Origin of the sequence: Roseburia inulinivorans DSM 16841, from assembly GCF_000174195.1 — a bacterium.
In the GTDB taxonomy this organism is placed as follows: Bacteria; Bacillota; Clostridia; order Lachnospirales; family Lachnospiraceae; genus Roseburia; species Roseburia inulinivorans.
On sequence record NZ_ACFY01000031.1, the window covers coordinates 73,110 to 85,784 of the forward strand.

At 41.9% G+C, this 12,675-nt stretch carries 13 protein-coding genes; 11 read left to right on the forward strand and 2 right to left on the reverse strand.

What is annotated here, in order from left to right:
* The first annotated feature begins 8 nt into the window (after nt 1-8).
* The 4 genes from ROSEINA2194_RS03110 (at nt 9) to ROSEINA2194_RS03125 (ending at nt 3,177) form a co-directional block, all read left to right on the forward strand.
* Nucleotides 9-719 (forward strand): ABC transporter ATP-binding protein, encoded by a 711-nt coding sequence (locus ROSEINA2194_RS03110; RefSeq protein WP_007883267.1) that lies wholly within the window; start codon nt 9-11, stop codon nt 717-719.
* 89 nt (nt 720-808) lie between these two features.
* On the forward strand, nt 809-1,435 hold the full coding sequence (locus ROSEINA2194_RS03115) for a cytidylate kinase-like family protein (protein WP_044927073.1): 627 nt from the start codon (nt 809-811) through the stop codon (nt 1,433-1,435).
* Nucleotides 1,436-1,906: 471 nt separating this feature from the next.
* Nucleotides 1,907-2,596 (forward strand): hypothetical protein, encoded by a 690-nt coding sequence (locus tag ROSEINA2194_RS03120; protein ID WP_007883282.1) that lies wholly within the window; start codon nt 1,907-1,909, stop codon nt 2,594-2,596.
* Between the two features lie 68 nt (nt 2,597-2,664).
* Nucleotides 2,665-3,177 (forward strand): DUF1653 domain-containing protein, encoded by a 513-nt coding sequence (locus ROSEINA2194_RS03125; RefSeq protein WP_044927076.1) that lies wholly within the window; start codon nt 2,665-2,667, stop codon nt 3,175-3,177.
* A gap of 59 nt (nt 3,178-3,236) precedes the next feature.
* Here ROSEINA2194_RS03125 and ROSEINA2194_RS03130 read toward each other — a convergent pair whose 3' ends face one another.
* On the reverse strand, nt 3,237-3,680 hold the full coding sequence (locus tag ROSEINA2194_RS03130; protein ID WP_007883287.1) for a CYTH domain-containing protein: 444 nt from the start codon (nt 3,678-3,680) through the stop codon (nt 3,237-3,239).
* A gap of 232 nt (nt 3,681-3,912) precedes the next feature.
* Here ROSEINA2194_RS03130 and ROSEINA2194_RS03135 point away from each other — a divergent pair, with 232 nt between their 5' ends.
* On the forward strand, nt 3,913-4,482 hold the full coding sequence (locus ROSEINA2194_RS03135; RefSeq protein ID WP_007883292.1) for a DJ-1 family glyoxalase III: 570 nt from the start codon (nt 3,913-3,915) through the stop codon (nt 4,480-4,482).
* 167 nt (nt 4,483-4,649) lie between these two features.
* Here the strand turns inward: ROSEINA2194_RS03135 and ROSEINA2194_RS03140 are convergent, their stop codons facing one another.
* Entirely contained in the window at nt 4,650-4,865 is a 216-nt protein-coding gene (locus ROSEINA2194_RS03140; RefSeq protein WP_021922555.1) for an alpha/beta-type small acid-soluble spore protein, read from the reverse strand.
* Nucleotides 4,866-5,524: 659 nt separating this feature from the next.
* Between ROSEINA2194_RS03140 and ROSEINA2194_RS03145 the strand changes: the two genes are divergently transcribed.
* From ROSEINA2194_RS03145 to fucO, 6 genes are all read left to right on the forward strand, one after another.
* Nucleotides 5,525-7,246: an ABC transporter ATP-binding protein gene (locus ROSEINA2194_RS03145; RefSeq protein ID WP_021922554.1), complete on the forward strand. Its 1,722-nt coding sequence runs from the start codon at nt 5,525-5,527 to the stop codon at nt 7,244-7,246.
* Nucleotides 7,247-7,358: 112 nt separating this feature from the next.
* The gene (locus ROSEINA2194_RS03150) at nt 7,359-9,149 is read left to right on the forward strand and encodes an ABC transporter ATP-binding protein (protein ID WP_007883296.1); all 1,791 of its coding nucleotides are present in this window, start codon (nt 7,359-7,361) and stop codon (nt 9,147-9,149) included.
* Between the two features lie 61 nt (nt 9,150-9,210).
* Nucleotides 9,211-9,747, forward strand: coding sequence for a GNAT family N-acetyltransferase (locus tag ROSEINA2194_RS03155; RefSeq protein WP_044927058.1), 537 nt, complete (start codon nt 9,211-9,213; stop codon nt 9,745-9,747).
* Between the two features lie 16 nt (nt 9,748-9,763).
* Nucleotides 9,764-10,357 carry a histidine phosphatase family protein gene (locus tag ROSEINA2194_RS03160; protein WP_007883301.1) on the forward strand — a complete coding sequence of 198 codons (594 nt, stop codon included), beginning with the start codon at nt 9,764-9,766 and terminating at the stop codon, nt 10,355-10,357.
* On the forward strand, nt 10,317-11,057 hold the full coding sequence (locus ROSEINA2194_RS03165) for a carbon-nitrogen hydrolase family protein (protein ID WP_007883303.1): 741 nt from the start codon (nt 10,317-10,319) through the stop codon (nt 11,055-11,057). Before ROSEINA2194_RS03160 ends, ROSEINA2194_RS03165 begins: the two co-directional genes overlap by 41 nt.
* A 177-nt stretch (nt 11,058-11,234) precedes the next feature.
* Nucleotides 11,235-12,380, forward strand: a complete 1,146-nt coding sequence (fucO, locus tag ROSEINA2194_RS03170) for a lactaldehyde reductase (RefSeq protein WP_007883305.1) — start codon at nt 11,235-11,237, stop codon at nt 12,378-12,380.
* Nucleotides 12,381-12,675 lie beyond the last annotated feature (295 nt).

Here is a 12,675-nt window from a genome sequence, read left to right on the forward strand (position 1 = left end):
ACGTTATTATGGCAATGCTTGAGGTAAAAAATCTGGAAGTATATTATGGTGTGATCCAGGCCATTAAAGGTATTTCCTTTGAAGTAAATGAGGGCGAAGTCATTGCATTGATCGGTGCCAACGGAGCGGGAAAGACCACAACGTTACAGACCATCACCGGAATGCTTCAGCCGAAAGCCGGAGAGATTATTTTTGAGGGCAAAGATATCAGCAAAATCCCGGGACATAAGATCGTATCCATGGGAATGGCACATGTACCGGAAGGAAGACGTGTGTTTGCAGAATTATCTGTGTACGAAAATCTGAAATTAGGCGCATATACCAGAAAAGATAAAAAAGAGATCGAGGAGACATTGGCACGTGTATACAAGAGCTTCCCGCGTCTGGAGGAGCGAAAAAACCAGCTTGCCGGAACACTGAGCGGTGGCGAACAGCAGATGCTTGCTATGGGACGCGCACTGATGTCAAAGCCGAAGATCATTTTAATGGATGAACCTTCCATGGGACTCTCTCCGATTCTTGTAGAAGAAATTTTCCATATTATCCGGGAGATTTCTGCAAGTGGAACAACGGTACTGCTTGTAGAGCAGAATGCAAAAAAAGCACTTGCGATCGCAGATCGTGCCTATGTATTAGAGACCGGCAATATTGTGTTGTCCGGAGATGCAAAGGAAATGATGAACAATGATTCCATTAAGAAGGCATATCTTGGTGAATAACAGACGATGTAAATGTGGATATGAGGTACACTTTTTGGGCAGAGAGGTGTATACTGAAAGAAAGAATTGCAGAAAGGCTGGGGCAGGATATGAAAAAAACTGTAATTACAATTGCGAGAAGCTACGGCAGTGGTGGTAAGACACTTGGCAATTTACTGGCAAAAGATCTTGGCATTAACTGTTATAGCAGAGAAATCTTAAGAATGGCATCTGATGAGAGTGGAATCAATGAGGCATTGTTTGGCGAAGTGGATGAGAAAATGAAAAAGTCACCACTTTTGTTAAATATCCTAAAAAAGAATCCATATAAAGGCGGAGTGCTTCCGCCGGAAAGCAGCGATTTTGTATCAGATGACAATCTTTTCAATTATCAGGCAAAGGTCATCAAGGATCTTGCAGCACAGGAGTCGTGCATTATCATTGGCCGCTGTGCAGATTATGTTTTAAAAGACAATCCGGATGTGATCCGTTTATTTTTCTACGCACCGTTGGAGGACTGTATCAGGCGTGTCGTTGACCAGAATGGTATCTCTGCAAAAGAGGCGGAGAAGAAAATCGCAAAGATTGATAAATACCGTGCAGACTATTATAAGTACTATACGGGCAATGCATGGAATGATGCGAGAAATTACGATTTCTGTCTGGATACTTCGTCGATGAGTTACGAGAAACTGATTGCAGTGGTGAAGGATATCATTAAAATCTATCAGGAGTAAGCGGAGTTTCACTTATGAACTGCCGCCTGTAGGTGGTGTTACGGATTTTTAGATTGAATTTTATAAATTCGGTTATGAACAAAATATTGCAGTCTGACATGTTTACGAAAACATGAATGTGAAATGGACGAATATTGTGTTTCGTTGCGTTAAACATTGCGATGAACCTCTCTGATCATTTGTGTTCAGCAGAGGCTTCCACAAATGGAGAGTTTCATCTCCATAACGCAAAACGAAAACAATATTCGTCCATTTTACATTCATTATCTCATAAGTTATGAAACTGCAATATTTTGAACATACACTCCATAGAAATTCAATCTGAAAATCCGTCAATCCATGTTCCGAGCGGCAGAACCCAAAGACGAAACTCCGGTTATTAAAACTAAGTCTTGTGAAAGAAAACAGAAACTATTATAATATTTGATAGGAGCAACGAAATATTGCAGCGCAGAGGGAGAAGGGTGAAATATGTTTGAACTGATATTTATTATTATTGTGATCGCAGTGATCGTGTCAAAGGTAAAGGCACAGAATCAGGGAGCAAATCGAAACAATACTACCTATATAAATGGAAAACCGGTGAAGAATAACCGCCAACAAGTTTATGGAGCCGGGCAGATGAACCGTCAGCCACAGAACTATAGTGCAGGACAGTCAAGCCGTCAGGCACAGCCGTACAGAGGGGCACAGTCAAATCGACAGGCACAGCCGTACAGAGGGGCACAGTCAAATCGACAGGCACAGCCATACAGACCACAGCCGTCCGGACGTCCGGTGCAAAATCCTTGGTCACAGACGAATAGAGGAACGGCGCAGTCACGTCCACAGAAAAATCAGGATATTTTAAGCCGTGCAAAACAGAATGTGCAGGAAAATGATGAGGATCTATTAAAAGAGGCAGACAGAATGCAGCATGAGGCTGCAAGAGGAGCAGCAGACACACCAGTTCTGACACCGAGTGGAAAAGTTGCAATGCAGAGAGTACAGCCTGTCGGACAGCAGATTGGAGCAGGTTTTGATGAGGACTGTGATATCATGCAGAAATTGAACGATCTCATGATCATGGGCTACAGTGGTAATCTGGAATTTGACAGGGATTTTATTGCAGAAGGCGTGGATATGTTGAACAGCTATCAGGAATTTGGAAATAATTTATAGATTTTTGATCATGCAGTTCATTGAAAAAAGCAGTTTACATAATTTGTGGCAGAAAAGGGGAAAACAGCGTGCGGCAATTACCAAAAAGCGGAGAATTTTACCGGCATTTCAAAAATAAATTATATCAGATCATTGCGGTGGCAAAGCATTCTGAGACGGGTGAGCAGCTTGTGATTTATCAGGCACTCTACGGAGATTTTGGTGTGTATGCAAGACCATTGGAAATGTTTATGAGTGAGGTTGACCACGAAAAATATCCGGATGTGGCACAGAAATACCGGTTTGAGCGGGTTGAGTTATCCTCGGATGTGCCGGCAGAAGCGCAAAAGGAAACAAGTGTGCAGAGTGAATACGAGGGCGGTATCAATCCAAAGGTTTTGGAATTTCTGGATTCCGAAGACTTTGATGAGCGCTATAATATTCTGGTTGCACTGCGGGATGAGATCGATGACCAGATAATCAATACGCTGGCGGTTGCATTGGATGTTGTGATCCCGGAAGGTGACATTGACGATCGCTATGATCAGCTGAAGATGTGCCTTCGAACGAGACAGCGGTACGAGAGTAACCGTCTGAGATAAAAGAGGCAGCACGGTGTCGTTACAATGTCATGAAAAAAGCATTTAGAAAAACAGTGCGCTTAGCGTTTGCTGAGCGTACTGTTATGATATCTGGAGGAAAATGTGACATCCTCCCCAAACCATGCAGGCGGGACGAAATGTTCTGCCTCTTCTTTTGTCTCAAATTCTACTTCGGCAAGCTGTAAAGGCGCAAGTTCCCCTTCAAAGACATCAAGTTCAATGGTCAGCTTATCGGTAAGTGGAATCAGGTATCTGCGCTTTTGGATGAGTATTCCATCAATTTTTTCTTTTAAGTGGGCAAACGCTTCTGCGTTTAACGGAAGATTATATTCCTCGCGGCACATCAGTCCCGCACCTTTGTAAGTCAATGTATATTTGTCATTTGATTTTCGGATGCGGACAACGGGATCTGTATTCAGATAACCCTGTTCAATGTGTTTACATTCGTATTGTTCCAAATTTTCCGGGAGCCGGTCAATTAAGTATTTGCGTTCGATTTCCATGAAGAGTTCCTTTCGTTATCATAAGTTTCAGTGATACTGTAGTTATCATAGGCTAATTGTCTGCATTTTGCAATGCGTAAGTGATATTGACGTGGAGAGAGCATCCTTTTATAATAAATGAGGACAGATTATGTTTAGAAATCGCAGAAATAACGTTCTGTGGTTTGGCAGCAGAAGACTATTTTCTGCGAAAAAGATAGTTTTGACATAGACAAAATGGAGGATAAACGGCATGAAAAAAGTTGGTATTTTTATGGCAGACGGATGTGAAGAGATTGAGGGACTGACAGTTGTTGATATTGTGCGCAGGGCAAAGTTAGAGATGACAACCATTTCTATCACAGATGAAAAAGAAGTGACCAGTTCCCATAATGTCACATTTTTGACAGACGCACTTGCATCAGAAGTTGATTTTGACGGATTTGATGCAATCGTTCTTCCGGGAGGAATGCCTGGAACATTGAATCTTGGAGCAAGCGACATGGTCAATAAAGTGATTAAAAAGTTTGCAGGCGAGGGAAAAATTGTTGCAGCAATCTGTGCAGCACCGAGTGTTTTAGGGGCAGCAGGATTGTTGGAAGGAAGACATGCTACCTGCCATCCGGGATTTGAGGAAAAACTGACCGGTGCGATCACGAGTGAGGATGCAGTTGTTGTGGACGGAAACATTATCACAAGCCGTGGAATGGGAACCGCAATCGATTTTGGATTAGCAATCGTGGATTGCCTGACAGATTTTGATGAGGAAGTCGTAGAGCATGTGAAAAAAGGAATTGTCTATCGCAATTTTGAAGAAGTATAATCCTGATACAGAATATGCAAAAAGGGTTTTGCAATAAATAATTCATGACAATAGAATGTTCGTAGAGCGTGCATTCTATTGTTTTCAGATTTACATAATGATGCACAAAAAAGCCACCGCAGATCTTGGGAAGATACCTAAGATGTGCAGTGGCTTTTTCCTAATGGCTAGTTTTTCATCTGTTCTTCCTGCTTCATGATCATTTTTTTGACCATTTCACCACCAATGCTTCCAGCCTGTGCAGAAGTTAAGTCACCATTGTAACCTTCTTTTAAAGGTACTCCAATTTCACTTGCAACTTCCTGTTTGAAACGATTCATGGCCTCTTTTGCCTGTGGTACAGCCATTTTACTGGTGTTAGAACCTGAATTAGATCCGCTCATGGTTTCACCTCCATATTTTTCCCTTGTGTTATTTTAGGAGTGCAGCAACGTCAATTTTTCTGATAAATCAGAAGCAAGCCGCTGTTGTTTGTCCTAATTCTATTATTGACAGCATCTGAAAAAATATGTTGGAAATATCTGGAGATTTTGTTACTGTTCACTCGTACCTCGTTCCAGTAACAATTCGCAGACTCATTTTAAGTTTTTGCTTCGCAAAAGGAGTCTGCTCACTCCTGAATCACTTTCTTACGCAGCAAAACAGCAAGTGTTTTACTGCTGAGTGAATAGTAACGAGATTTTGCATTAATTGTGTTGACAATTAGAAGTCTTTATGATTTACTATGTTAGTAAGCTAAATTGCATGAGAATCATAGCGGCACATTTGGTGGCGTTTACAGATGCAAAATAAGAAGAAAGAGAGGTAAGGATATGATTCAGTTTACAACAAATAACACAACATTACAAAATCATAGTAAGAATTACCTCGGTAAACTTTTTTAAGCAGCAGTTCACTGCTATGGGAATGAGAGATATGTCCGTGGTGTAATTCGCCACGGACTTTTTATGTTTTAAGACAGATCAGCGGATAAATGCGCTTCGTGGTGAAGATACTGCGGAGCGTTTTTGTTTACCGGGGATTCGCAAAACAAGGAGGATTTATGAGAAAGTTAAGCAGTTATATCGGGCGTTACTGGTATGGTTATGTGTTTGCCGTTGCAAGCATGGTCACTGCCATTGCGTTAGATATGTTATATCCGAAGATCACACAGAAGATTGTGGATGACGTTATTTTAGGCGGGCAGATGGAGATTCTGACGAAGCTGTTGACCGGAATCGTGCTCGTTGGAATCGGACGAAGCATTTTTGGTTATTGTAAGGAGTTTACGTTTGATTTTCTGTCCTCGAAAATCGGGGCAGAGATGCGGAAAGATTTATTTAACCACATTCAGACCTTGTCCATGCGGTATTTTGACGATACCAATACAGGAGAACTGATGGCGAGAGTCAAAGATGATGTGGATAAAATCCAGAATGCATTAGGTTATGTGGGAATGTTGCTGATCGAGGTGACGATCCATGTGGTATTTGTTTTATACTGCATGTTTTCCCTGAATTGGAAAATGGCATTTCTGCCGGTTACAGTCATGCTCTGCTGCGCTGTGGTGGCAATTATCATGGAGCGTAAATTGGATAAAGTTTATGAGGATATCAGCGAGGAAAACGCGGTGCTGACCACTGTTGCAGAGGAAAATCTGGCAGGTGTGCGCACGGTAAAAGCATTTGCAAGGGAAGATTATGAGATCAAAAAATTTTTGTCCCACAACGAACGCTATTACAATCTGAACATCACACAGTCCAAAGTGCTGGTGCGGTATTATCCGCTGTTTCAGTTTGTCGGAAAAGTGCTTCCGGTGGCAATTACCATTCTTGGAGGAATTTCCGTGATGAATGGAAATATGTCATTAGGTGCGCTGGTCGCATATGTGGAATACAGCAGAAACTGTACCTGGCCAATGGAAATGATGGGATGGCTGACAAACGACCTGTCTTCCGCAGTCGCATCATATAAAAAAATCAAAAAGATATATGAGGTAAAACCGGAAATTGAGGATAGCCGGAATGTTGTAACGTTAGATCATGTCAGCGGAAATGTTGAGTTTGATCATGTTTCCTTCAAGCTGGATGGAAAACAGATTTTATCAGACATCAGTTTTTCGGTAAAAGAGGGAAAGACGCTCGGAATTATGGGGGCGACAGGTTCCGGAAAATCATCGATCATCAACATGCTGCATCGTTTTTATGACACAACGGAAGGCTCCGTCAGACTCGACGGTGTGGATATCAGAAAAATATCTTTAAGACAGCTTAGAAGAAGCGTTGCCGTTGTTTTACAGGATGTGTTCCTGTTCTCGGATACCATTGAAGAAAATATTAAAATGGGTAACCGCAGCACGATGCAGATGGACGAGATAAAGAGTGCCGCAGCGAGTGCGCAGGCAAGCAGTTTTATTGAAAAAATGGATGAACAGTATGAGACCGTTATCGGTGAGCGCGGTGTAGGACTTTCCGGTGGACAGAAACAGCGGATCAGTATCGCACGCGCATTGTCAAAACACAGCCCGATTCTTGTCATGGATGATTCCACTTCGGCTCTTGATATGGAGACCGAGCATGAGATCCAGAAGACATTAAACAGTCTGAAAGACACGACGAAGATCATCATTGCACACCGCATTTCAGCGGTCTGCCACGCAGATGAGATTATTTATCTGCAGGATGGCAGGATCGCAGAGCGCGGCACACATGAGGAGCTTCTTGCAAAGAAGGGACTGTATTATGACACTTATATGGCACAGTACGGCGGATATCTGGCATCTTAAAAAGTATGTCATGCAGAAGTTGGAAATAAAAATATAAAATGACACATATAGCGAAGGCAGGGCTTCGCTGGAATTTTGACCTGATTTAAATATAACACAGAAGGAGGCTACCATGGCAGTCAATTCATTTCGTGAAGACGAATATATGGAAAACACCGACAAAAAGAAGATTTTAAGCCGGCTGCTTTCCTATTTATTAGATTATAAATTAGCGATTGCCGGCGTTTTGGTCTGTATGGGGATTACCGTAGGAATCTCACTGGTAAACCCATTGCTGATCGAAGAGGCGATCGATCATTACATAGCGCAGTCAGATTTTAAAGGACTGATCGCACTTGGAATTTTTGCGCTCGCACTGAACGTTCTTTTTATCATTCTCGTAAAAGTAAGAATGTACAGTATGTCCGTGATTTCCAATAAAATATTATTAAAGATCCGACAGGATTTATATGAGCATATCCAGACGTTATCTTTCTCGTTTTTTGACAGCAGACCGACCGGAAAAATTCTTGCAAGAATCATCGGAGATGTCAATTCACTGAAAGATGTCCTGACGAATATGGTCACGACTCTGATCCCGGAATTTATCACCGTCATCGGTGTTGTCGTGATCATGATGATAAAAGACTGGCGTCTGGCGCTGGCATCCTTAAGCACGATCCCGATCATGATCGCCGGTATTTTTCTGGTGCAGAAAATATCTCATAAGAGATGGCAGATTTACCGTAAAAAATCATCCAACCTAAATGCCTACGTGCATGAGGACATTGCAGGGATGAATGTAGTGCAGAGTTTTGGTGCGGAGGACGAGACAAAAGAAATTTTTGAGAACCTGACGGATGAACACCGCAATGCATTTGTGGATGCAGTCATTTTTGCAGATATGTTCGGACCGGTCATTGACTTCTGCTGGGGAATCGGAGCGATGATGCTATATCTGGTCGGCATCCGTTTCCTTGGGTTTGAAAAAGTATCCGTCGGACTTTTAGTGGCGTTCGGAAGCTATATTAATATGTTCTGGAACCCGATCATGAATCTGAGTAACTTTTACAATAATCTGGTCACAAACCTGACAGCCGCAGAGAGGATTTTTGATATTCTGGATACCGAACCGGACATCACAGATGCAAAAGATGTAGAAGAACTGCCGGAAGTAAAGGGTGAAGTGACATTTTCGCATGTTGGATTCACCTATGACCGGGGAACACCGGCGGAGACGAAGGTGTTAGAGGATGTCAATTTTGTCGTGAAACCGGGTGAGACGATCGCACTTGTCGGACCGACGGGCGCAGGAAAAACAACGATTGTCAATCTGATCAGCCGTTTTTATGATATTGAGCAGGGAAAAATCCTGATCGACGGATATGACCTGACGAAAGTATCCATGAACAGTCTGCGCAGACAGATGGGCGTCATGACACAGGATAATTTCATTTTCCACGGAACAGTGAAGGACAACATTTTATATGGAAAACTGGATGCCACCAACGAAGAGGTGATCGCAGCAGCGAAGGCTGTCAACGCACATGATTTTATCATGAAAATGGAAAAAGGCTATGACACTGAACTGAAAGAGCACGGAGCAGGACTTTCCATCGGACAGCGCCAGCTGATCGCATTTGCAAGAACAATGGTTTCCATGCCAAAAATCCTGATCTTAGATGAGGCAACTTCAAGCATTGACACGCACACCGAGATTTTAGTGCAGAGAGGGATCGAGGCGCTGCTTGCCGGAAGAACGAGTTTTGTCATTGCACACCGTCTGTCGACCATCCAGAATGCAGACCGTATTTTTGTGATTGACAAGGGCGGCATTTTAGAGCAGGGAAGCCCGGCGGAACTGATGGAGAAAAAAGGAGCTTATTATAAGCTTTATATGGCGCAGTTTGCAGAGCTGGGATAAAATTATCAGGGACACAGAACAAAAATTTTTTGATTTCTAAAAAATGAGGGGGATTTTTATAATGTATACAATCCAAAGAATTACCGAAGAAAATAAATCAGACATTCATCTGCTGAATGAACCATTTAAAATCTGGGGGAGAATGACTCCACTTTTCGATGGAAAAGCATGGTCTTATCAGACGAAAGAGTTACCACAGGAAAAGCAGTATGAAATGTGTTTTCCTGATTTTGAAAATAACTATGACGAAATGAAAAGTGAGTATTTTTTTGCAGGGGCATATGATGGGCAGGGAACATGCATCGGGCTTGCCGTCTATAAAAATGACTGGTTCGATTATCTGTATCTGGATGACCTGAAAGTGAATGGCAGCCACAGGGGACATGGCATTGGGAAAATGCTGATCGAAGAAGGCAAAAAGATTGCTCTCGAAAACGGATATCATGGCATTTATACGATAAGTCAGGACAACAATCTTTCTGCCGATCTTTTTTACCTGAAAAATGGTTTTGAAATTGGCGGATTCAATACGCAGGTTTACAAGGGGACGAAGCAGGAAGGAAAAAGTGATATTTATTTTTATTTAAATATTGAATAGCATCAGGAGCAGAAAAATGAGTAAATTGTATTTTGTACGACATGGCGAAAGCGAATGGAATGTAGCAGACAAAATTTGCGGAAGAACAGATATTCCGCTCACGAAGAGAGGTCATGAACAGGCGGTGGAAACCGGGAAAAAGATTGTGGCAGAGGGGATCAAGGCAGATGATATTTTATATTCTCCACTGCTTCGGGCGGCAGACACTGCAAAACATATCAGCGAAATGACAGGAATCCCGGCACATATGGAACCGAGGCTCATCGAGCAGAATTTTGGCGTGTGGGAGGGGACTTCACCGCGCAATGCGCCGGAATTTTTAAAGGCAAAGAAAGATTTTTTGAACCGTTATGAAAATGGTGAATCCATGTTTCAGGTGGCACATCGGATTTATGGACTTTTGGATGAACTGAAGGCACAGCCGGATAAAACGTATATCCTTGTGGCACATAATGGGATTGCAAGAGTGGTGAAGTCTTATTTTTCGGATATGACAAATGAGGAGTATGCGGCATTTGGAGTGCCAAATTGCAGCGTGACGGAGTTTTCGTTTGAGGAAAAAAGGGAACATGCAAATGAAAATAGTGCTGGCAGCAGTTGGATTTTATGAGCGGGACATAGAATATAATAGAAATAAAATTATAAAATGTCTGAAAGAAAACAGTGGAAAAGTGGATCTGATTTTATTTGGAGAAACTTTTTTACAGGGGTTTGAGGCCTTGGACTGGAAGTATGAAACGGATCAGCATATGGCATTATCTGTCTCTGACAGCAATATTCAGACGATACAGAAAGCAGCGGAGGAGAATGCACTGGCAGTGTCTTTTGGGTTCCTTGAGAAAGCGGGGAATAAAATTTACAGCAGTCAGCTTACCATCGGTGCAGATGGAAATATTTTGAATCTGTTTCGCAGGGTGTCAAAAGGCTGGAGGGAATCTTTTACGGATGAACATTATGCAGAAGGAGATATGTTTACAAAATTTGAATATCTGGGAAATACATTTTCAATTGGTCTTTGCGGCGATCTGTGGGATGAGAAAAATGTCATGCAGATAAAGAAACTTCGTGCGGATGTGGTACTCTGGCCTGTATACACAGATTTTTCGGCGAAAGAATGGAACAAGGAAATGAAGTATGAGTATGCCGCGCAGAGTAAGAAAATTGGAAGGCAGGTTTTACTTGTAAATTCAGTGTGTCTCAGTGGAAATGAAGAAGAATTGGCAAAAGGCGGTGCCGTCTGTTTTTTGGATGGGCAGATAAAAGAAGAACTTCCGGCAGGGAAAGAAGGCGTGCTGATGGTACAGGTTTGATGAATAGTTGTTACATTTTTAGATGTTTGTAACTTATCTTTTCTAAATTCTTTTGCTACAATAGGAAGTAGAAAATGTGAAAAAAATAACATACAAGGGGAAAAGGGTATGTATGTTAATGGATTTCAGTTTTCGAAAACTTATTAACAACAGATTGAAAAAAGGAGAAGAGTTATTATGGCAAACAGAATTATGTTAAACGAAACATCTTATCACGGAGCAGGTGCGATTGAAGAGATCGCAAATGAAGCAAAGGCACATGATTTCAAAAAAGCTTTTGTATGTTCCGATCCAGATCTGATCAAATTTGGTGTGACAAAGAAAGTGACAGATGTTCTTGATAAAAATGGTCTTGCTTATGAAATTTATTCTGATATCAAAGCAAACCCAACCATTGAAAACGTACAGCATGGTGTAGAGGCATTCAAAAAATCCGGTGCAGATTATCTTATCGCAATTGGCGGAGGATCTTCCATGGATACTTCCAAAGCAATCGGAATTATCATTGCAAATCCGGAGTTTGAAGATGTAAGAAGTCTCGAAGGCGTTGCTCCTACAAAGAAACCTTGTGTACCGATCATCGCAGTACCAACAACAGCAGGTACAGCAGCAGAAGTTACCATCAACTATGTTATTACAGATGTTGAGAGAAAGAGAAAATTTGTCTGCGTAGATCCACATGATATGCCGATCATTGCAATTGTTGATCCAGATATGATGTCTTCCATGCCTAAGGGATTAACAGCATCTACCGGTATGGATGCTTTGACACATGCCATTGAAGGATATACAACAAAAGCTGCATGGGAAATGACAGATATGTTCCACTTAAAAGCTATTGAAATTATTTCCAGATCGTTAAGAAGTGCAGTTGCCAATGAAAAAGAAGGCCGTGAAGGCATGGCACTTGGACAGTATATTGCAGGAATGGGATTCTCAAATGTAGGACTTGGAATTGCTCATTCCATGGCGCATACTTTGGGTGCAGTTTATGATACACCACACGGAGTTGCATGTGCGATGATGCTTCCAATCGTTATGGAGTATAATGCAGAATGCACAGGTGAAAAATATCGTGAGATCGCCCGTGCAATGGGAGTAAAAGGTGTGGATGATATGTCTGTGGAAGAGTACCGCAAAGCAGCAGTAGATGCCGTACAGAAGTTATCCATTGATGTTGGTATTCCAACAAAACTGGAAGCTTTGAAAGAAGAAGATTTAGATTTCCTTGCTGAGTCTGCACATGCAGATGCATGCGCACCAGGTAATCCAAAAGATGCAAGTGTAGAGGACTTAAAAGCATTGTTCCGTAAATTAATGTAAACCGGAGTTTAACGTATGAACTGCCGCCTGTAGGTGGTGTTACGGATTTCCAGAGCTACTGTATTGCATGCATAACAACTTTATAAAATAAAAAATAGAACTGTTTGTTTTCAGGAGCGCTTCCGCTTGTTGTCGCTGGCAACGGTACTAAGAAAGTATCCATCGTGATTTCAAAATCCAATTAACATTGTCTTTTGAAATCGCAATGTTTACTTTCTAAGGACCGTCCGCTCCCAAAATCCTGAAAACAAATCAGTTCTATTTTTTATTAAACCAAGGCTGTGCAGCATGCAAT